17 protein-coding genes are annotated in these 20,746 nt (G+C 66.4%); 8 read left to right on the top strand and 9 right to left on the bottom strand.

The window, feature by feature from the left end; translation table 11 throughout:
• Window positions 1-606, top strand: a 606-nt coding sequence (locus ACK4FB_RS07605) for a methionyl-tRNA formyltransferase (RefSeq protein ID WP_409750020.1), incomplete at its 5' end; no start/stop codon positions are given.
• The gene (gene truA / locus ACK4FB_RS07600) at window positions 606-1,358 is read left to right on the top strand and encodes a tRNA pseudouridine(38-40) synthase TruA (RefSeq protein WP_409750017.1); all 753 of its coding nucleotides are present in this window, start codon (window positions 606-608) and stop codon (window positions 1,356-1,358) included. The genes ACK4FB_RS07605 and truA, both read left to right, overlap by 1 nt.
• 4 nt (window positions 1,359-1,362) lie before the next feature.
• On the opposite strand, the gene ACK4FB_RS07595 is transcribed toward truA, so the two are convergent.
• The gene (locus tag ACK4FB_RS07595) at window positions 1,363-1,497 is read right to left on the bottom strand and encodes an entericidin A/B family lipoprotein (protein WP_409750014.1); all 135 of its coding nucleotides are present in this window, start codon (window positions 1,495-1,497) and stop codon (window positions 1,363-1,365) included.
• Window positions 1,498-1,569: 72 nt separating this feature from the next.
• On the opposite strand from ACK4FB_RS07595, the gene ACK4FB_RS07590 reads away from it, so the two are divergent.
• Window positions 1,570-3,273 (top strand): thiamine pyrophosphate-binding protein, encoded by a 1,704-nt coding sequence (locus tag ACK4FB_RS07590; RefSeq protein WP_409750011.1) that lies wholly within the window; start codon window positions 1,570-1,572, stop codon window positions 3,271-3,273.
• A gap of 45 nt (window positions 3,274-3,318) precedes the next feature.
• On the opposite strand, the gene ACK4FB_RS07585 is transcribed toward ACK4FB_RS07590, so the two are convergent.
• Both ACK4FB_RS07585 and ACK4FB_RS07580 read right to left on the bottom strand, forming a co-directional pair.
• Window positions 3,319-6,405, bottom strand: coding sequence for an efflux RND transporter permease subunit (locus tag ACK4FB_RS07585; protein WP_409750008.1), 3,087 nt, complete (start codon window positions 6,403-6,405; stop codon window positions 3,319-3,321).
• A gap of 9 nt (window positions 6,406-6,414) precedes the next feature.
• Complete coding sequence (locus tag ACK4FB_RS07580) at window positions 6,415-7,569, bottom strand: efflux RND transporter periplasmic adaptor subunit (protein WP_409750005.1); 1,155 nt, start codon at window positions 7,567-7,569, stop codon at window positions 6,415-6,417.
• A gap of 228 nt (window positions 7,570-7,797) precedes the next feature.
• Between ACK4FB_RS07580 and lepA the strand changes: the two genes are divergently transcribed.
• Both lepA and tcmP read left to right on the top strand, forming a co-directional pair.
• On the top strand, window positions 7,798-9,606 hold the full coding sequence (gene lepA, locus ACK4FB_RS07575) for a translation elongation factor 4 (protein ID WP_409750002.1): 1,809 nt from the start codon (window positions 7,798-7,800) through the stop codon (window positions 9,604-9,606).
• Between the two features lie 142 nt (window positions 9,607-9,748).
• Window positions 9,749-10,657 carry a three-Cys-motif partner protein TcmP gene (gene tcmP, locus ACK4FB_RS07570; protein WP_409749999.1) on the top strand — a complete coding sequence of 303 codons (909 nt, stop codon included), beginning with the start codon at window positions 9,749-9,751 and terminating at the stop codon, window positions 10,655-10,657.
• Here the strand turns inward: tcmP and ACK4FB_RS07565 are convergent.
• Window positions 10,597-11,364, bottom strand: coding sequence for a DUF5131 family protein (locus ACK4FB_RS07565; RefSeq protein WP_409749996.1), 768 nt, complete (start codon window positions 11,362-11,364; stop codon window positions 10,597-10,599). The genes tcmP and ACK4FB_RS07565 overlap by 61 nt on opposite strands.
• Before the next feature lie 187 nt (window positions 11,365-11,551).
• On the opposite strand from ACK4FB_RS07565, the gene ACK4FB_RS07560 reads away from it, so the two are divergent.
• Window positions 11,552-11,803, top strand: coding sequence for a hypothetical protein (locus ACK4FB_RS07560; RefSeq protein ID WP_409749993.1), 252 nt, complete (start codon window positions 11,552-11,554; stop codon window positions 11,801-11,803).
• On the opposite strand, the gene ACK4FB_RS07555 is transcribed toward ACK4FB_RS07560, so the two are convergent.
• On the bottom strand, window positions 11,742-12,638 hold the full coding sequence (locus tag ACK4FB_RS07555) for a DUF3883 domain-containing protein (RefSeq protein WP_409749990.1): 897 nt from the start codon (window positions 12,636-12,638) through the stop codon (window positions 11,742-11,744). The genes ACK4FB_RS07560 and ACK4FB_RS07555 overlap by 62 nt on opposite strands.
• A gap of 259 nt (window positions 12,639-12,897) precedes the next feature.
• Here ACK4FB_RS07555 and ACK4FB_RS07550 point away from each other — a divergent pair, with 259 nt between their 5' ends.
• Window positions 12,898-13,599 (top strand): helix-turn-helix domain-containing protein, encoded by a 702-nt coding sequence (locus ACK4FB_RS07550; protein ID WP_409749987.1) that lies wholly within the window; start codon window positions 12,898-12,900, stop codon window positions 13,597-13,599.
• A gap of 139 nt (window positions 13,600-13,738) precedes the next feature.
• On the opposite strand, the gene sucD is transcribed toward ACK4FB_RS07550, so the two are convergent.
• The 4 genes from sucD to ACK4FB_RS07530 form a co-directional block, all read right to left on the bottom strand.
• Window positions 13,739-14,641, bottom strand: coding sequence for a succinate--CoA ligase subunit alpha (gene sucD, locus ACK4FB_RS07545; protein WP_409749984.1), 903 nt, complete (start codon window positions 14,639-14,641; stop codon window positions 13,739-13,741).
• Window positions 14,642-14,687: 46 nt separating this feature from the next.
• Entirely contained in the window at window positions 14,688-15,878 is a 1,191-nt protein-coding gene (gene sucC, locus ACK4FB_RS07540) for an ADP-forming succinate--CoA ligase subunit beta (RefSeq protein WP_409749981.1), read from the bottom strand.
• An 85-nt stretch (window positions 15,879-15,963) separates the two neighbouring features.
• Window positions 15,964-17,472 (bottom strand): spinster family MFS transporter, encoded by a 1,509-nt coding sequence (locus tag ACK4FB_RS07535; protein WP_409749978.1) that lies wholly within the window; start codon window positions 17,470-17,472, stop codon window positions 15,964-15,966.
• Between the two features lie 113 nt (window positions 17,473-17,585).
• Window positions 17,586-19,841, bottom strand: coding sequence for a TonB-dependent receptor (locus ACK4FB_RS07530; protein ID WP_409749975.1), 2,256 nt, complete (start codon window positions 19,839-19,841; stop codon window positions 17,586-17,588).
• A gap of 196 nt (window positions 19,842-20,037) precedes the next feature.
• On the opposite strand from ACK4FB_RS07530, the gene ACK4FB_RS07525 reads away from it, so the two are divergent.
• Window positions 20,038-20,742, top strand: coding sequence for a TetR/AcrR family transcriptional regulator (locus tag ACK4FB_RS07525; RefSeq protein ID WP_409749972.1), 705 nt, complete (start codon window positions 20,038-20,040; stop codon window positions 20,740-20,742).
• The last annotated feature ends 4 nt before the right edge of the window (window positions 20,743-20,746 follow it).

The raw sequence follows: 20,746 nt of genomic DNA, 5'->3' as shown, positions 1-20,746 counted from the left end.
TTCCCCTTGCGGGTCTTTTTTTTTCCTTTTTTTTTCCTCCCCCCCCCAATCCAGAGGGCCATCATGGCCGGCGACCGCCAGACCGGCGTGCAGATCATGCGCATGTCCGAAGGTCTGGACGAGGGGCCGATCCTGCTGTCCGAGGTCATGGACATCCGCGACGACGACACCGCCGCCACCCTGTCGGACCGCATGGCCCACGTGGGCGCCGGGCTGTGGCCCCGGGCTCTGGCGGCCATCGAGCGGGGCGGGGCGACGCCGGTCGAGCAGACGGGCGAGCCCACCTATGCGAAGAAGATCACCCCCGCCGAGGCGCGCATCGACTGGTCCCGTCCTGCCGCAGAAATCGATAGCCACATCCGGGGTCTGTCCCCCTTCCCCGGAGCCTGGTTCGAGGGGCCGGACGGAACGCGCATCAAGGCGCTGATGTCGCGGGTGGAGGATGGATCGAGCGCGGCCGGACAGGTTCTGGACGACCAGCTTCTGATCGCCTGCGGGACCAGCGCGGTGCGCCTGACCCGCATCCAGCGCGAGGGCAGGGGCGCGCAAGGACCCGATGAATTCGTACGCGGCTACCCGATCCCTGCCGGGACGGTGCTGGCCTGATGCCGCGCTATCGCCTGACGCTGGAGTACGACGGCTCGGTCTTCAACGGCTATCAGGCCCAGGACAACCTGCCGACGGTCCAGGGGGTGGTGGAAGCGGCGATCCTGTCGTTCTGCGGTCAGGCCATCCGGCTGCAGGCCGCCGGGCGCACCGACACAGGCGTCCACGCCACCGGTCAGGTGGTCCATGCGGATCTGGACAAGGACTGGCCCGCCCAGACCGTCATGAATGCGCTCAACGCCCACATGATCGCGGCGCCGGTGTCTGTGCTGGCCTGCGAGATCGGCGGGCTGGATGACCGGGGCGAGGCGTGGCACGCCCGGTTTTCGGCCCGCGAGCGGCGCTATCTGTACCGCATCCTCAACCGCCCGGCCCCGCCCGCCCTCGACAAGGGCCGGGTCTGGCATGTGAAGAAGCCGCTGGACGTGGACGCCATGCATGCCGCGGCGCAGGTCTTCGTGGGCCACCACGACTTCACCACCTTCCGCGATGTGAACTGCCAGTCGAAGTCGCCGGAGAAGACTCTGGACCAGGCGCGGGTCACCCGCACGGGCGAGGAGGTTCACCTGACCTTCGCCGCCCGTTCGTTCCTGCACCGGCAGGTGCGCTCCATGACCGGCACCCTGGCCGAGGTGGGCGCCGGCCGCTGGACGGTCGAGGATGTGCGCAAGGCGCTGGACGCGCGGGACCGCGCCGCCTGCGGGCCCGTCGCGCCGTCCTGCGGCCTGTATCTGACCGGCGTGGGCTACTGAGCGATCAGCAGCTGCCCTGAACGGTGCACTGAACCCCCTGGCCCGCGGCCTCCAGATCCTGGCCGACGCCGCGCACCGTGTTGCAGGCGGACACGGTCAGGGTGAGGGCGGCGATGGCGAGAACGACGATCTTGCGCATGGGATATCTCCACGAAAATTCGATACCGGAATGTCCAGCTTCGCCGTGGGTTCCGCAAGCGGAATAGGCGCCGTGGCGCGCGATCTGCTAGTCACGGTGGCCATGACGCAAACCCGCTCCCAGCCGCAAGGCACCGCCGCCCGTCGCCTCGTCGAGACCCTCGTCGTGAACGGCATCGACACCGTGTTCTGCGTGCCCGGCGAAAGCTATCTGGCCGTGCTGGACGCCCTGGCCGACGTGAAGGACCAGATCCGGGTCGTCACCTGCCGCCACGAGGCGGGAGCCGCCAACATGGCCGAGGCCTATGGCAAGCTGACCGGAAAGCCGGGCGTCTGCATGGTCACGCGCGGGCCGGGCGCCACCCACGCCGCCATCGGCGTGCATACGGCCCATCAGGATTCCACGCCCATGATCCTGTTCGTGGGCCAGATCGCCCTGACCGACCGGGGCCGCGGCGCCTTTCAGGAGGTGGATTACCGCGAGGTGTTCGGCGGGCTGGCCAAATGGGCCACCGAGATCGAGACGCCGGCCCGCACCGTCGAGATCGTCGAGCGCGCCTTCGCCACCGCCCTTCAGGGCCGCATGGGGCCGGTGGTCGTGGCCCTGCCCGAGGACATTTTGCATGACGACGGCGGCCCCGCCCCGGTGCGCGCCGTGACGCCCGCCCGCTCGGCCCCTCCCCCCGCCTTCGTGGCCCAGGTGCGCGAGAAGCTGGCGACAGCGGAACGGCCCTTGCTGGTGCTGGGCGGCTCGGGCTGGACGCAGGAGGCGTCGGACGCCGTGGCCGGGTGGTGCGAGCGCATCGGCCTGCCGGTCAGCCTGTCGTTCCGCCGCAAGGACATCCTAAAGAACGACCACCCCTGCTACGTCGGCGACCTGGGTCTGGGCTGCAATCCGAAGCTGATGGCGCGGGCGAAGGGCGCGGACCTGATCATCGCCGTGGGCGCGCGGCTGGGCGAAAACCCCACCCAAGGCTACACCCTGTTCGAGCGCGAGGGTCTGGCCGACCGGCTGATCCACATCCACCCCGGCCCCGAGGAGCTGGGCCGGGTCTGGCCCACCCTGCTGTCGGCGGCTGCGGACAATTCCCTGGCGGGCCTGGCCCTGTCCGACATCGATCCGGGCCGCACTTGGCATGACGAGGCCGCCACGGGCCACGCGGACTATCAGGCGTTCTCCACCCCGGTGCCCGTCACCGGCGCGGTGAACATGAGCGAGTGCATGGCGCACCTCAACGACGCCCTGCCGCCGGACGCGGTGGTCACCAACGGGGCGGGTAATTTCGCCGCCTGGCTGCATCGCTTCTACCGGCACAAGGCGTGCCGCACCCAGTTGGCGCCCACCTCGGGGGCCATGGGTTACGGCTTTCCCGCCGCCATCGGGGCCAAGGCCGTGCATCCGGACCGCGAGGTCATCTGCATCGCCGGGGACGGCGACTTCATGATGCTGGCGCAGGAGCTGGCCACAGCGGTCCAGCATGGGCTGAACATCATCACCGTGGTGGTGGACAACGGGACCTACGGCACTATCCGCATGCACCAGGAAGGCCACTACCCCGGCCGGGTCATCGCCACCGATCTGAAGAACCCAGACTTCGTGAAATACGCCGAGGCGTTCGGCGCCTTCGGGGTGCGCTGCGACCGGACCGAGGATTTTCCCTCGGCCCTGACGGCGGCGCGGGCGGCGGCGAAGATCCAACCCGCCCTGATCCACCTGATCACCGACGCCGAGGACATCGCCCCGAACCGGACGATCACAGCCCTGAGAAAGGGCTGAGCAGCCTCCCATCGCTCTCCGATGGAGACGGTAGAGGGTCGGCGCCTACTCCGCCGGCAGCGGCTGTTCCTGCTCCAGGGGAACCTCTTCCTCGGGCTTGCGGCCAAGACGCCGGCGGATGAAGCGCGAGAAATCGTCCACGATGGTGAAGATCGCCGGGATGTACAGCAGCGACAGGAAGGTGGACGAGATCAGTCCGCCCACCACCGCGATGGCCATGGGCGAGCGGAACTCCACGTCGGCGCCCCAGCCGATGGCCACGGGCAGCATGCCCGCCCCCATGGCGAAGGTGGTCATGATGATCGGCCGCGCGCGCTTGTGCGCCGAATCCATGATGGCGTCATACCGGCTGAGGCCCTGTTCCTCGGCGATGATGATGTAGTCCACCAGTAGAATCGAGTTCTTGGCTGCGATGCCCATCAGCATCAGGATGCCGATCAGCGACGAGATCGAGAAGCTGGAGCCGGCGATCAGCAGGGCCACAAAGGCGCCCGCGATGGCCAGCGGCAGGGCTGTCATGATGGTGATCGGATAGGCGAAGCTTTTGAACAGCAACACCAGCACTGCATACATGAGGAGCAGGCCCGTCGCGAAAGCGATGGTGAAGCCGGTCAGCATCTCCTGGATGAACTCGGCGTCGCCCGCCGGGGTCTGGCGTACGCCGGGAGGCAAGTTTCGCACAGAGTCCAGTTGCTGCACCCGCTGTGCGGCCTCGCCTGTTCTGACGCCGTCCAGTTCCGCCGTGATGGTGGCCACCCGCGCCCGGTCCTGCCGCGTAATCTGGGACGGGCCGGCGCCGAAGCGGATGTCGGCCACCGACGACAGGGGCACGCTTGTTCCCGCACTTGTGGGAACCTGAAGGGTTTCCAGAACCGACAGGTCCTGGCGCGCATCCCTCGTCAGCAGCAGGCGGATCGGAATCTGTCGGTCGCCCAGATTGTATTTAGGCAGATTCTGATCCACGTCGCCCAGGGTCGCCACCCGTATGGTCTGGGAGATGGCTCCCGTGGAGACCCCCATCATGGCGGCCTGATCGATACGCGGGGTGACAAGGATTTCCGGCCGGGCGATTGCCGCAGTGTTCACAACATTGGCGAGGCCGGGAACGCCGCGCATGTCCGCCTCAATCTGGCGGGCGGCGGCCTGAAGCGCCTCGCCATCGTCGCTGAGGATCGAGAAGGTGTAGCGGGTCCCGTCACTTGGACCGCCTCCCTGCTGGGCTACGCCGGCACCAATGCGGGCGCCGGCCACGGCATCCCACTGGTCCACCATTTCACGGGCGAACTCCTGCTGGGTCATACCTCTGCGTCCGGGCTGGACAAGGTCGGCGTAGATATAGGCCTGACGGGGCTCAGACCCTCCTATTGAGGCGTAGACTGAAGTGACCTCGGGCCGCTCCCGCAGATCGCGGGTCATGCGCTGGACCACGGCGTCAGTCTGGCTGAGCGTCGCTCCAGGCGGCAGTTCGGCCGAGAAGGAGGCACGCGAGCGATCACCAGACGGCTGGAATTCGAACGGCAGCAACGGGATCAGGAACAGGGAGCCGATGAACAGGCCTGTTCCCATCCCAAACGCCTTCCAGCGGTTGGACAACACCCAGGCAAGGGCGAGGATGTAGCGCCTCATCCAGAAGGGATCCTTGTCCACATGATTGGCGTCGCGCTTCAACATGTAAGCCGCCATCAACGGGGTCAGGGTCCGCGCCACCAGCAGTGAGAAGCCTACGGAGACACAGGCGGCGATTGCGAACGCCTTGAAGAACTGCCCCACGATGCCAGGCATGAAGCCGGTGGGCGCGAACACGGCGATGATGGTGGCCGTGGTGGCCACCACTGCAAGGCCGATTTCGTCCGCCGCCTCCATGGCGGCCTCATAGGGTTTCTTGCCGCCTCGCATGTGGCGGACGATATTCTCGATCTCGACGATTGCGTCGTCGACAAGGATGCCGATGGTCAGCGACAGGGCCAGCAGGGTGACCCCGTTCAGGGACTGCCCGGTCAACTCCAGTATGGCCATGGTCGGAATGATCGACATGGGCATGGCCGTGGCCGCGATTACCGTTGCGCGCCAGTCCCGCAGAAACACGAACACCACCGCCACCGCCAGGGCAGCGCCCAGCAACAGCGCCTCGATGGACGCCAGATAGCTTTCCTCAATGTATTCGACATCGGCGCTGATCTGCTCGATGACGATGTCAGGGTTCTGCTCGTCCAGCTGCGCCACCACCTCCCGAACCCGCTCGGCGGTTCGGACTTCCGATGCATCGCGGGAGCGCAGGAAGTTGAAGGTCACCGCTTCCTGGCCATTATAGCGCGCCATGCGGCGCGGCTCGGTCCAGCTGTCGGTCACACGCCCCAGGTCGCCCAGGCGAATGGCGCCGCCGCCGGTCAGTGGGATGAGCGTCTGGCGCAGGTCCTCGATAGAACCGGCCGACCCCAGTGTGCGTATTGCACGCTCTGAGCCGGCCACGGTGATGCGTCCGCCCGGCAGGTCCGAATTGACGTTGTTCAGCGCCTGGCTGACAGCCGCAGCCGTGACCCCGTAAGAGGCCAGGCGATCAGGGTCCAGTTCGACCCGGACTTCACGATCGACCCCGCCTTGGCGATTGACCTCGCCCACGCCCGATACGGCCAGGAGCGTCCGGCTGACCGTATTGTCCACGTACCAGCTCAGTTCCTCAGGCGTCATGGTGGGCGAGCGAACCACATAGGTGATGAGGGCGTCGCCGGTGATGTCGATGCGCTGGACTGCGGGTTCCTGCATGTCCTGGGGCAGGTCGCCCCGCAGGCCGCTCATGGCGTTGCGCACGTCGTTGGTGGCGCGCTCGGTGTCCGTGCCCAGTTCGAATTCGATGGTGGTGGAAGAATATCCGTCGCCCACGCTGGAATAGATTCTGCGCACCCCCGAAAGCGAGGTGATGGAGTCCTCGATCAGTCGCGTGACCTGGACCTCCATCTCCGCCGGCGCGGCGCCGGGCCGCGCCGCCGAAACGGCGACCAGCGGAAAATCGATATCCGGATTGTTATTGATCCGCATCGACATGAAGCTGATCACGCCCGCCAGGGTCAGGATGACGAACAGCAGGATGATGGGAATGGGATTTTTGATCGACCAGGAGGAAATCTGGTTCATGGCGCGGCCCTACTCGGACGCCGTCGGAGCGGGCGCCTCTGGCCGGGCGACCGAAACGCGATCGCCGTCGCCAAGGAATCCCGCCCCGTCGACCACCACGCGCGCACCCTCCTCAAGGCCGCTCACCGACGTCATCTCCTCGGTGCGGGACAAGACATCGATCCGCTGGAAGGCCACGCGGTTCTCCGCGCCCAGGACAAACACGCCGGGTTGGTTCTCGCGATAGAGAACGGCCGGCGTCGGTACGGTGACAGCAGGCTGAGCCCCCACGTCGATGCTCGCTCGCGCGAACATTCCTGGACGCAGACCGGTGTTGCCAGTCAGGGCGATGCGGGCCACGCCAAGGCGGGTCTGAGGATCCACCTCCGGCGTCACAATGCGCACCCGGCCAGTCGCCGATCCCACACCATCGGACGTGACCACCGCACTCTGTCCAGCGCTGATCACACCCAGATCCGTCTCAGGAACCCGGGCGTCCAGTTCGAGACGCCCATCGCGGACAATACGGAACAACTCGGTCCCGGCCGGAACGATCTGGCCGCGTGTGACGCTGCGGCTTATCACCAGGCCCGCCACCGGGGCGCGAATGGTGCTCTGGTTCAGGCGGGTCCGGGTTTCCGACAGGGCAGCACGGGCTGAGGCCAGTTGGGCGTCCGCCGCGCGCTGTTCAGATATGGCCAGGTCCAGAGACGCCTGGGCCAGGAAACCTCGCTCCCGCAGCTCCCGGGCTCGGCCCAGTTCCGCGTTCTCGCGCTCGGCGTTGGCCTCGGCCGACGCCACCGCCGCTTCCTGCTGGGCCAGCTGGGCGCGCAGAAGAGCGTCATTCAGTTGCACCAGGGGTTGGCCCTGACTCACATAGGCTCCCTCATCCACAAAGACGGCGGTGGCGGTCAGGCCGCCGGTCTCGGCGCCCACGGGCACCTCTTCCCAAGCGTTGACAGTACCCGAAGCCGTAAGGGTGCGCGCCAGATCCTGCATGGTTGCCGTAGCCACCGTCACGGTCTGGGACGAAGCCCCGCCGCCCGCTTCCGCTGTCGCGTCTTCACCGCCATGGCCGCCGCACGCGGCCAGAGCCAGTAGGGCGCAGGCGCCGAGAGCGGCGACGCCGCCCCGCAGGGTTCTCTTGAGGCAGTCGCCAGTTCCGGCGGCGGTCGTGTATGCCACGCCATGATTCCTTCGTCTGGCTGCGCGGACCGAGGGGGAGGCGGGCGCGCGCAGGGCCGGAGCCCACACGGCCCGACAGACCGGCTGATTAGACGGTTTGGCCACGCCCCTCAAACGATCTTAGGCTGCATTACGACATCTTAATTCTCGGGGCGTTCCAGGCGCCGCGCCGCGGGAGACTCCGCGCCGCGCTTGGCGCTGCACCCGGGGCGTGATACCGGCGCGGGGATGAGCCAGACGCCTCTCGAACGCATTCGAAACTTCAGCATTGTCGCGCACATCGATCATGGGAAATCGACGCTGTCGGACCGCCTGATCCAGGCGACCGGGGGCCTGACCGTGCGGGAGATGCGCGAGCAGGTGCTCGACAACATGGAGATCGAGCAGGAACGGGGCATCACCATCAAGGCCCAGACCGTGCGCCTGACCTACAAGGCGAAGGACGGGCTGGATTACGTCCTGAACCTGATGGACACGCCGGGCCACGTGGACTTCGCCTATGAGGTCAGCCGCAGCCTCGCCGCTTGCGAGGGCTCGATCCTCGTGGTGGACGCGTCCCAGGGCGTGGAGGCCCAGACCCTGGCCAATGTCTATCAGGCCATCGACAACAACCACGAGATCGTCCCGGTCCTCAACAAGATCGACCTGCCCGCCGCCGAGCCCGAGCGCGTGCGCGAACAGATCGAGGACGTCATCGGCATCGACGCCTCCGACGCCGTGCTGTGCAGCGCCAAGTCCGGCATCGGCATCGAGGACGTGCTGGAGGCCATCGTCACCCGCCTGCCCGCGCCGAAAGGCGACCCGGACGCCCCGCTGAAAGCCATGCTGGTGGACGCCTGGTACGACCAGTACCTGGGCGTCATCCTTCTGGTGCGCGTGTTCGACGGCCACCTGCGCACGGGCCAGCGCGTCACCTTCATGCAGAACGGCTCGACCCATCTGGTGGACCGGGTCGGCGTCTTCCTGCCCAAGAACACCCCGGTCGAAAGCCTCGGCCCCGGCGAGGTCGGCTTCATCACCGCCCAGATCAAGGAAGTGGCCCACGCCGCCGTGGGCGACACCATCACCGACGAAAAGCGCCCCACCGCCACCCCGCTGAAGGGCTTCAAGGAAGTCCAGTCGGTGGTGTTCTGCGGCCTGTTCCCCGTGGACGCCGCCGATTTCGAGGACCTGCGCGCCGCCATCGGCCGCCTGCGCCTGAACGACGCCAGCTTCACCTACGAGATGGAGTCCAGCGCCGCCCTGGGCTTCGGCTTCCGCTGCGGCTTCCTGGGCCTGCTGCATCTGGAGATCATTCAGGAGCGCCTGTCGCGCGAGTTCAATCTGGACCTGATCGCCACCGCCCCCAGCGTGGTCTACAAGATCAAGCTGCGCGACGGGTCCGAGATCGACCTGCACAACCCCGCCGACCTGCCCGACGTGATGCAGATCCTCGAGATCAGCGAACCGTGGATCAAGGCCACCATCCTGACCCCGGACGAATATCTGGGCGGGGTCATCAAGCTGTGTCAGGACCGCCGCGGCAGCCAGGTGGAGCTGAGCTACGTCGGCAGCCGCGCCCTGGTGGTCTATGAGCTGCCCCTGAACGAGGTGGTGTTCGACTTCTACGACCGGCTGAAATCCATCTCCAAGGGCTACGCCTCCTTCGATTACGAGCTGTCGGGCTACAAGCCCGGCGATCTGGTCAAGATGAACATCCTGGTCAACGCCGAGCCGGTGGACGCCCTGTCCATGCTGGTCCACCGCAACCGCGCCGAGACCCGCGGCCGCGGCATGGTGGAGAAGATGAAGGAGCTGATCCCGCCCCACATGTTCGTCATCCCCATCCAGGCGGCCATCGGCGGCAAGATCATCGCCCGCGAGACCGTCCGCGCCCTGCGCAAGGACGTGACCAGCAAGTGCTACGGCGGCGACGCCACCCGAAAGAAGAAGCTGCTGGAGAAGCAGAAGGCCGGCAAGAAGCGCATGCGCCAGTTCGGCAAGGTGGAGATCCCGCAGGAGGCGTTCATCGCCGCGCTGAAGATGGATGATGATTGAGGGAGACTGCCGTCTCCACCCCGAAATCGGACCGGCGTATGTCCCCGGTTAAAAGGGCCGTGTGACGATCAGATTTTAGACTACCATTGGGCTTTCTGAGCTTGCATAGTGCACAACCTATGGAAGCGCGGGGGCGCATCTTATGAGCACTGACCATGTGTTCGGTAATCAGTCCACAGACCTGAAACTGGACGCGATATCCAAGTACCTCAGGGCATATACTACAGCGCTCAGGCCGCATTTTAATCGGCTTTGGTACATCGATGCGTTCGCCGGAACGGGGCATCGCACTATCGATCACCCTTCTTTTAGCGGCAATTTTTGGGAAGAAAGTCGCGAAGCTTTTCGAGAACAACGCCAAGGCTCCGCTCGAATTGCCCTAGATGCGACGCCGCGATTTGATCGACTGACTTTTATCGACAAGAAGGCAGGGCATGTTCGAGCCCTCGAAGAATTAAGGACAGAGTATCCCGATCGACTTATCGACGTTGTACGCGGAGACTGCAACGACGTCTTGCCGCTAGCAATTGCCAACGAGCGCTGGAGATCGACTCGGGCAGTGATGTTTCTAGACCCCTATGGCCTAACAGTTGACTGGTCGACGCTTGAGTCAATTCAGAGAACCAAAGCCATAGACGTCTGGTACCTAGTAAACATAAATGGGATTCTCCGCCAAGCAGCACGACGGTCTTCATCGATTGATGGTCATAAGGACCGTCGCTTGACGAGAATGTTCGGAACGTCCGACTGGATAACCGAATGGTACGATATGAAATCGCCACAAGGCAGTTTTCTGGATGCCTTGGAGCAGCCGTCATATCAGCGAATCGCTGACGAAGCTGCAGTGGAACTATGGGTTCAGCAGCGACTTCAGAAGCTATTCGTTTGGGTACCTAAACCTCTCAGATTGTATATGGACCGAGGGCGAATACACCAGTTTTCTCTATTCTTTGCGCTCTCCAACGGTTCGGGACCAGCTGTGGGTTTGGCTCAACGGCTTGCGGGACATGTCCTCAACGCGGGCAGTTCATCCCATGTCCGGCCGAGGTAGGTTCGTCCTGCCGCCTTCTTGTTTCGTCCGCCCCACTGCTTGAAAAAGAAGGCGGTGCCAGCCAGCTGGCAGCGGACGCGGATTTCATCGACCCAGCGCTCCTCCATCGGACGGGCGCGGGGGCCGGACTCGCCGCCCACGATCGCCCAGTGAATGTCAGTGAGGTCTGCACCGGCGACCGAGCCGATCAGCGGTTCGAACGAGATGAATCTGACTATCGCGCGGGTTGAACGAAGGTCGTCAAGCCGCGACAGAACAGCCGCGTCCTCGACGCTCGTTCCCAACCAGACATTAGGCAGGATCGTCACATCGAGGTCGTCCAGCACCGCGCGCATGCGGTCAGGCCGCTTGGTGAGTATCTGATAGGTGTGCTGGGGCGTCTGGGCCATGACGGCCCACACCTTGGCGATGAACTCCACCGGCACGTCAGGATGGAACAGGTCCGACATGGAGTTGACGAAAATCTTGCGTGGCTTCCGCCATTTCAGCGGCGCCGCGAGAGACGCTTCATCGAGCGTGATCTTACCTGTCCAGACGTAGCGGCCGCCGCTTTTGCGGGTCAGGCCTGTGTACTTGTCCAGCCCCATGGCTTCCAGCCGGGCAGCCATCCGCATGGCGTAGCAGTTGGTGCAGCCCGGCGTGATGATGGCGCACCCGGCGACCGGGTTCCATGTGGCGTCTGTCCATTCGATTGTCGTGTCGGCCATGCTGTATCCAGTCACTTGGTGTGAGGATATAATTCCTATCGCTTGCGCCATTTTCGGACGCCAGTCGCCGAATCCAGCGCTGATTTGGTTAATGGGCCGTGGAAGGGATGGATGCTTACCTGTGACCGGCGGGCTGGCGCAGACGGGAAAATTGCGATGAAAATGGCTCCGGATGGAGGGCTTCCCCATGGAAAAGACGCAGTGGACCGCCGCCGTCGATCAGCTGATGCGCCGCGACTGGAGCATCGGCATCGACGACGCGGGGATCGACGAGCAGCAGCTGGCCGATCACTGGCGCGAGGGCCAAACCCCCGCCGCGTTCGTGGAATGGTTCGCCGAAAAGTATGATCTGATCCGCTTCGAACGACCCCCGTCGGTCAGAACCGCGCCCGCCATGTCTCCGGGTTCAGGTTCACGGCGGCCTCCAGCGGGGGCTTGAGCTGGAACAGGCCCGGCGTGGCGGGCAGGTCGTGCAGGCGGTAGAGGCACCACGCCTCGGGGCGTTCCTGTGACACCTCGCGCTCGGTGCGGGTCAGGAAGAAGTCGGTGGTGGCGCCGCCGCGCGTGGCCTTGACCTCGATCAGGCGCTCGCGGCCGTCGGGAGCGTAGCTCTTGATATCGTAACCGGCGCCGTCGCCACGCTCCTGCGACGTCCATTCGATCTTGCGCGCCAGATCGACGCGGTCGTTGGCGATCAGGAAGGCCCGCTCGTGGTCGAAGACGCGCTGTTCGCCCATCAGGCCGAGGGTGCGGTTGCGGTGGTCGCGGGCGGCGGGGTCGAACTTGCGAATGATGCGGACGAGGCCCGGCGCCGGGTTGGCTGTGGGCGGGGTGGTTGTGGGGAGGATCGCGCCCGGAGCGGCTGCCCCCTCCACCGCCTGCGGCGGTCCCCCTCCCCCGATGGGGGAGGAATAGACCGCGCCCTCTTCGGCGAGGCCGGAAGCTTGGGCGGGCAGGCCGAGGGCCCAGGCATCGGGGCGGGCGGTCAGGTAGCGATCCAGCGCATCGAAGATGGCGGCCTGATAGTTGGCCAAGGGCCGATAGCCCCGGATCGTCGGCAAACCGAGCTCGGCCAGCACGGCCGAGATATTCATGTGCTTGAACTCGATAGACTTGTGGCCGCGCCCAATGCGCTCATCCAGCGCGCGGGCGTGCTCGACCTTCACGTAGGGCTGGTCCTCGGACTGGGCGCGCAGCATGGCGAAGTGGTCCGCCACGATGGCGTCCAGCTCATCGTCCGACCAAGTGCTGCCTCTGACGTTCTGATCCGCCAATGCGTTGTCCCCCTCCAACCGAAGGTAGCGAGTCGGGGGCGGGTTTGACCAGGCGCCGAGTTCGGCGGCGGCGCGTGGGCTGGCGGCGCCGTGAGTCTGGATCGTCCGGTCAGGCCGGACGATGACGGGGGTGGGGATGGGCGTTGGGAGCGCCGGACTCCGCCGCGTTCGGGCCCCTAAAGCCTTGATCCGCAAGGACCGGGCGGCCGTCTGGGGGCGATTTGTCCGCACGCGTTGCGGGCGGCGCCATCATCATCCCATGACACGCAAGATCGAAGAGGCGCAGCCGACGTGGTTTCGGCTGAGCGAGGAAAGCTGGAACGAGATCCGGGAGGCGTACCGCAACGGGGCGACGGCCAAGGAGCTGGCGATCCGGTGGAAGGTGTCGCCGGGCTCCATCTATCGCCACGCCTGCGAAGGGGGCTGGACCAAGAAGCGCAGCGCCGATGCGGATGCGCGGGCCCATGCGGCGGCCATCGCGGCGGAAGAGCGGGCGGACCAGACGCGGCCGGACCCGGAGGCCGGGCTGTTCGCGGCGCCGGGCGAGGGGGACGGGGCGATGCTGGCCGATCCGGCGGCTCTGGCCGAGCAGGCCATGGCGGCCTCGGTGCGGGCCATGCGGGCGCGGCTGTTCGCGGAGGCGGAGAAGCTGGCGCGGCTGTCGGAGGCCTATGGCCGGATGGCGGAAAAGCGGGGCGGGCCGGCGGTGACCATCGAAACCATCGACCTGGAGACCCTGTGCGACATCCTGCTGAACAATGACGGGCGGGTCACGAAGCGGTTCCGGGTGGACCCGGACGATCCGGGGCCGCGCGACCCGGTTCTGGTGCGCTACTGGTCCCACCGGTACGCCGAACACGAGGCCGAGAAGGCATGGGTGGAGAAGGTGCGGCGGGAGGCGAAGGTGGCGGCCTGCAGGGCGGTGGGGCTGGACCCGGACGCGCCGCTGCCGGGGTTCTAGGGGGAGGTTTTTAGTGCGCTACCGCTCGGCGCGCAGCGCCTCGCTGCTTGAGCGGGTTTTTAGTGCGCTAACGCTCGGCGCGCGGCGCCTCGCTGTTTGAGCGCGGCGGGGCGGCGGGGTGGCCGCCGCCCCGGGGGGATCAGCCCTTGAGGACTTCCATCAGGGTGGAGCCCAGACGGGCCGGGGACGGCGAGACGCGGATGCCCGCGGCCTCCATGGCCTCGATCTTGGAGCCGGCGTCGCCCTTGCCGCCCGAGACCACCGCGCCGGCGTGGCCCATGGTGCGGCCTTCGGGGGCGGTGCGGCCGGCGATGAAGCCGACCATGGGCTTGGAGCGGCCCTTCTTCGCCTCGTCGATCAGGAACTGGGCGGCGTCTTCCTCGGCGCTGCCGCCGATCTCGCCGATCATGACGATGGACTTGGTCTCGTCGTCGGCCAGGAACATCTCCAGCACGTCGATGAACTCGGTGCCCTTGACCGGGTCGCCGCCGATGCCGACGGCCGTGGTCTGGCCGAGGCCCTCGTTGGTGGTCTGGAACACCGCTTCATAGGTCAGGGTGCCCGAGCGGGAGACGATGCCCACATTGCCCTTCTTGAAGATGGAGCCCGGCATGATGCCGATCTTGCACTCTTCGGGGGTCAGCACGCCGGGGCAGTTGGGGCCCAGCAGGCGCGACGAGGAGCGGTCCAGCCGCGCCTTGACCCGCACCATGTCCATGACCGGGATGCCCTCGGTGATGCAGGTGATGAAGGGGATCTCGGCGTCGATGGCCTCGATGATGGCGTCCGCGGCGCCGGCCGGCGGCACATAGATGACCGAGGCGTCGGCGCCGGTGCGCTCCTTGCCCTCGGCCACGGAGGCGAAGATGGGCAGGCTCTCGCCATTGGCGCCGGTCCAGGTCTGGCCGCCCTTGGTGGGGTGGATGCCGCCGACCATTTGCGTGCCGTAGTAGGCCAGGGCCTGTTCGGTGTGGAAGCTGCCGGTCTTGCCGGTCAGGCCCTGGACGAGGATTTTCGTGTTCTTGTCGACGAGGATGGACATGGTGTGTGCTCTGAAATCTGAAGGTCTGGGGCGGCTGTGACGGCGCTCAGGCGACCGCGGCGACGATCTTCTGGGCGGCGTCGTCCAGGTCGTCGGCGGCGGTGATGGCCAGGCCCGACTCGTTCAGGATCTTCTTGCCCTGTTCGACATTGGTGCCTTCCAGACGCACCACCAGCGGCACCTTGAGGCCCACTTCCTTCACTGCCGCGACCACGCCCTCGGCGATCACGTCGCACTTCATGATGCCGCCGAAGATGTTGACCAGAATGCCCTCGACCCGGGGGTCGGCGGTGATGATCTTGAAGGCCGCGGCGACCTTCTCCTTGGAGGCGCCGCCACCCACGTCACAGAAGTTGGCGGGTTCCTTGCCGTACAGCTTGATGATGTCCATGGTGGCCATGGCCAGGCCGGCGCCGTTGACCATGCAGCCGATGTTGCCGTCCAGGGCGACGTAGGCGAGGTCCCACTTGGAGGCCTCGATCTCCTTGGCGTCCTCTTCGCTTTCGTCGCGCAGGGCCTTGATGTCGTCGTGGCGGAACAGGGCGTTACCGTCGAAGCTGACCTTGGCGTCCAGAACGCGCAGATGGCCGTCGGTCATGACGATCAGCGGATTGATCTCCAGCATGGCCATGTCCTTCTCGACGAAGGCCTTGTAGAGCGCCGGGAACAGGCTCCTTGCGTCCTCGGCGGCGTCGCCGGTGAGCTCGAGCGCTTTGGAAATCTTCGCCACGTCATCGGCGGTGACCCCGGCTTCGGGGGCGATGGCGATGGTCTGGATCTTTTCCGGGGTGTCGTGGGCGACGGTTTCGATGTCCATGCCGCCCTCGGTGGAGACCACGAAGGCCACCTGACCCACGGTGCGGTCCACCAGCAGCGAGCAGTACAGCTCGCGGTCGATGTCGGCGCCGTCCTCGATGTACAGGCGATTGACCTGCTTGCCGGCGTCGCCCGTCTGGGCGGTCACCAGGGTGTTGCCCAGCATCTCCTTCGCGTGGGCGACCACCTCCTCGATGGACTTGGCCAGACGCACGCCGCCCTTGGCGTCGGCGCCCAGTTCCTTGAACTTGCCCTTGCCGCGCCCGCCGGCGTGGATCTGGGACTTCACGACATACAGCGGGCCAGGCAGTTGCTTCGCGGCCGCTTCAGCCTCGTCGACCGAGGTGATGGCGACGCCGGACGCGACGGGAGCGCCGAAGCCCTTCAGAACCTGTTTGGCCTGGTATTCGTGAATGTTCATGGAGAGGGACCGCTGTCGTGGGAAGGAAGGTTGAGGCGCTTATAAAGGCCGCTCCTTCGCAGGCGCAACAGGCGATCCCTTCCGATCAGTCCTCCCAGTCGTGCCTGAGGGTGCGCGAGGCGCCGATCAGCAGCACCGAGGCCAGCAGATAGAAGCCCATGCCGGTGTAGATGGCCCAGCGCAGGCTTTCGTCTCCGAATGTAGGCGCCAGCAGGTCGCTCATCCAGCCGAAGTAGTAGAAGCCCACGGCGATGCCGAGCAGGTTGTTGATCAGCAGGAACAGGGCCGAGGCGGTGGAACGCATGGCCGCCGGAACCAGATTCTGGATCGCCGCTGTGATGGGGCCCAGCCAGGCCAGGTTCAGTCCGGTGGGGATCAGGAAGATCAGGAAGGCCAGGGTCAGCTGCTGCGCCTGGCTGCCCCCGCCCGGCAGCACCAGACCGATGATCCAGGGCGAGTTCATGGCCGCGATGAACAGGGGCGCGGAGATGAGGAAGGCGATGGCGGGCGTCAGGGGATAGGCGCCCTTGCCCCGCTTCGCCAGCTTGTCGGCGATGGCGCCGCCCATCCAGATGCCCAGAACGCCGCCGATCAGGGCGATGCCGGCGTAGTACCAGCTGGTCTGCAGCAGGGTCAGGTCGAAGCTGCGCATGAAGAACAGCGGCAGCCACCCGGCCACGCCGTAGCCGCACACCGAGGACGAGGCGGCGCCCAGCGCCAGCAGCCAGAAGCTCTTCTTGGGAATCACGTGCGAGGCGGTGACGCGGGCGATCCAGACCGAAATCCCGATCACAACGGCCAGGCCGCCGGCGAAGGCGATGACCAGCGGATTGCCCAGGCCCAGACCCGCGAACTGCGTCAGCGCCGCCAGACCCAGGGCGCCCGCCCCGAGGCCCAGCATGATGCGGGCGGCGATGCGGCCAACGCGGTCCGAGGCAGACGGCGCCCGTTGGATGGGGGCGCCCTCGACCGGAACGGGCCGGGCGATGTCGGTGGCCCCGCGCTTGGGATCGCGAACCGTCAGGCGCAGCAGGGGCGCCACCAGGACGCCGATCAGGCCGACCACGATGAAGGCGGTGCGCCAGCCGTACTGGGCCGCCAGCACGCCGCCCACAAGAGTGCCGGCCGCCGTGCCCAGCGGTATGCCGAAGGCGAACACGGCCAGGGCCCGGGCGCGCTGGTGGGGCGGGAAATAGTCGGCCACAAGCGAATAGGCCGGAGCCACCCCGCCCGCCTCGCCAACGCCCACGCCCATGCGGAACAGGAATAGCTGACCGAACGAGCCGGCCACGCCGCACAGGGCGGTGAAGCCGGACCAGACCGTCAGGGCGCCGGTCATGATCCACACCCGGCTGTAGCGATCGGCCAGCCAGGCCAGGGGAATGGCGAGGGTGGAATAGACCGAGGCGAAGGCGATGCCGCCCAGAAGGCCGAACTGGCTGTCGCTGAGGCCGAATTCCGCCTTCAGCGGCGCGGCGAGGATGCCGATGATCTGCCGGTCCAGGAAGTTCAGCATGTAGACCAGCACAAGGATCGCCAGGACGTAGTAGCGATATCCCGGCTTCTCGATGCGCGCTTCGGCCTGGGCGGTCATCCGCGTCTCCCTCGACTTTTATGATTGGCCTGAACGGTAGCGCCGTCGCCGGCCCATGCAAAAGAAAAAGGCGGCGGGCCGAAACCCGCCGCCTGTTCGTTGGTCCGTCCCGGTCAGTAACGGGCCGTCAGCTTCAGCATCCAGGTCCGCGGGGCGCCGTAGTAGGCGGTGCGGATGTTGCCGATGGAGGAGAACTCCTGGGCGTCCGTGCGATAGACCTCGTCCGACAGGTTCTGGCCGTACAGACCGACCGTGTAGCGGTTGGAGGGATCGGCCCAGACCGCGCGCGCATCGTAGAGCCAGTACTCTTCCTGATACATGCCCGGGATCTCGACGTCGGTGTTGACGAAGGTGTTGTCCACCGCCAGCGCCATGCGCGAGCGATAGCGCGCGGAGCCGCCGAAGGTCAGGCTGGAGCCATTGGCCATGAGGTGCTCGTACTGACCGCCGAAACGCAGGGTCCAGCGGGGAGAGAAGGCCGGATCCTGGAACGAGCGGCTGCCGCCGAAGTCGGTGAAGCGCGCGTCCTCAAAGACCTTGTAGTCAGCGTTCAGGAACCCGACCTGGGTGTCGAGGGTCAGGCCCGCGATGGGCGCCAGGACCCCTTCCAGCTCAAAGCCGAGAATGTCGAGTTCCCCGGCGTTGAGCACGCTGAGCACCGGCGCCGGCAGTCCGGTGACCGGATCGGTGTCCAGGCCCGAGACCCGCGCCTGGAAGTCCTCGTACTTCGTCAGGAACGCCGCCAGGTTCAGTTGCACCCGGCGATCCCAGTAGGTGGTCTTGGCGCCGACCTCGAAGGTTTCGGCCGTTTCAGGCTGGTACTCGGTGGACTCGGTCGCCGAGTTGGCGCGGCCGTTGAAGCCGCCCGATTTGAAGCCCTGGGCATAGCGCGCATAGACCATGGCGTCGGGACTGATGCGGTAGTCCGCCGAGAGCATCAACGAGGTGTCGTCGTACTCGCCCAGGTCCGGGGCGAAGACGTAGGTGGTGTTGAAGGCCGGCAGCAGGCTGTAGAAAGCCGAAGTGGTCCGCCAATAATCCTTCTCTTCCTCGGTGTAGCGCACGCCCGCAGACAGGCGCAGCGCGTCAGTCACCGCGAAGCTGACGTTGCCGTAGATGGCGCGCGAGGTGGTTTCCAGCGTGTCGTCGATGGTGCGCAGGAAGCCCGAGTTCAGGAAGGCCGCGCCGAGCAGGTCGTCGTTGTAGCTTTCCTGATGCGAGGAGACGTCCTCGCGCAGGTAGTACAGGCCGCCCACCGCCGTGATCGGGCCGCTTTCATAGGTGAGCTGCAGTTCCTGGCTGACCTGGCGCTGGTCCACCGCCACCAGGGCGTCGGCGATCTCCAGTTCGGTGGCGTCGAAATCGATGTAGTCGTCGGTGTTCAGCTCGCGATAGCTGGTGATCGAGCGCAGGGTCAGGGCGTCGTTCAGCTCCCACGCCACGCGCAGCGACGTGCCCCAGGTTTCAAGCCGCGTCTCGTTGGGCAGGCCGGGGGTGGTGCGGGTCTCGAAATTGTACTCCGGCGTCGGGACGGCCACCGGGTAACGCACGGCGCCCGAGAAATCGATCAGGCTGTTGGTGGCCTGACCGACGGTCATGCCGGCGTCGTCGCGCGAATAGTCGACGGTCAGGTCCACCTGAACGTTATAGGCCGGGTCCCAGGCCAGGGCGCCGCGGGCGGCGAAGGTGTTCTTGTCGTTGTACTCCGCGCCGGTGACCGGATCGGTGACATAGCCGCCACGCTCGGAGTGCAGGGCCGACAGGCCGAACGCCAGGGTGTCGGTGATCGGACCGGACACGGCGCCCTGCACGTCGATCATGTCATAGCTGCCGTAGGCCACCGAGGCGCGACCCTGGAAGTCCTGGCCGGGGCGGCGGGTGATCAGCTTGAGCGCGCCGCCGATGGTGTTCTTGCCATACAGCGTACCCTGCGGGCCGCGCAGCACCTCGACCCGTTCCAGATCGAGCAGGTCGAACTGGGTGCCGCGGATGCGGCTGTAATAGACGTCGTCCACATAGACGCCGACCGCCGGATCGAAGGTCTGGAGCGCGTCGGGCTGGCCCACGCCGCGAATGTAGATGTTGGTCGCGTTGGAGGACCCGCGTCCCTGGACGATGTTCAGGTTGGGCACCGCGCCCTGCAGGTCGGTCACCTGCTGCGCCCCGGCGCGTTCCAGGGTCTCGGCGCTGAAGGCCGTTACGGCCAGAGGCGTGGTCTGCAGCGATTCCGCGGTCCGGCGGGCGGTGATGATGATTTCCTCGACCGAGGTGGCCTGAGGCTGACCCGCGTCCTGGGCCAAGGCGGCCGGGGCGGTGAGCGCGCCGAGAGCGGCGCCGGCCATAAGCGCGGATTTCACGAGGGTGTTCATGGGATGCCCCAACCTGTCTGTTTCCGGTGACGACGCCGTTTTATTCAGCGTTCAATGATTTTCCGGAACCTGATCGGGTTTTCGCTTTCTGTCAAATGGTCCGGCGATGGGGGAGCGGCGGAATCCCGGTCGTGTGGCGCCGGCGCCATGCTCGCCGCCGATTGCCCGACGCCCCCGCGCGCTCTAGCGTCCGCCCATGACCCGTTCGCCTGTTCCCGCGCCGCAACCCAAGCCCGCCCCCGCCCGACGCGGTCGTCCGTCCAAGGATCAGAAGGCGGGCGAAACCCGAGACGCCATTCTCGACGCCGCCGAGGACCTGTTCTCCAAGCACGGCTTCTATGGCGTCACCATCCGCGAGGTGGCCCGCGAGGCGGGCGTCGATACGGCCCTGGTGCATTACTATTTCGGCGCCAAGCGAGGGCTGTTCGACGCGGTCTTCATCCGCCGGGCCGAGGTCTGGAACAACGAGCGGGTGGAGGCCATCGACCGCTATGCCGCTGAGGCGGGCGACGCCATGACCCTGGAAGGGGTGCTGGAGGCGTTCCTGCGCCCGCCGTTCCAGTGGTCTCTCAAGGGCGGCCCGGGATGGAAGCACTATGCGGCCCTGGTGGCCCAGACCAACGCCAATCCGGCCTTCGGCGGCGAGACCATGGCGCGGTATTTCGACCCGGCCATCCACCGCCTGATCGAGGCGGTGCGGCGGGTGCTGCCTGACGCGCGCGACGTGGATCTCTACTGGGCCTGGCACAATCTGTCGGGCGCCCTGACCCTGACCCTTGGCGAGACGGGCCGCATCGACCGGCTGTCCGGCGGCCAGTGCCGGTCGGGCGATCTGGACGCCGCGTGCGACTACATGGTGCGCTTCGCCTCGGCCGGTTTCCGGGCGGTGTGCGGCCGTTGAAGGC

It is taken from the genome of Brevundimonas sp., assembly GCF_046299535.1.
Classification (GTDB): Bacteria; Pseudomonadota; Alphaproteobacteria; order Caulobacterales; family Caulobacteraceae; genus Brevundimonas.
Note: the sequence above shows the minus strand (reverse complement) of the source record. Positions and strands in the feature narration are given on the sequence as shown.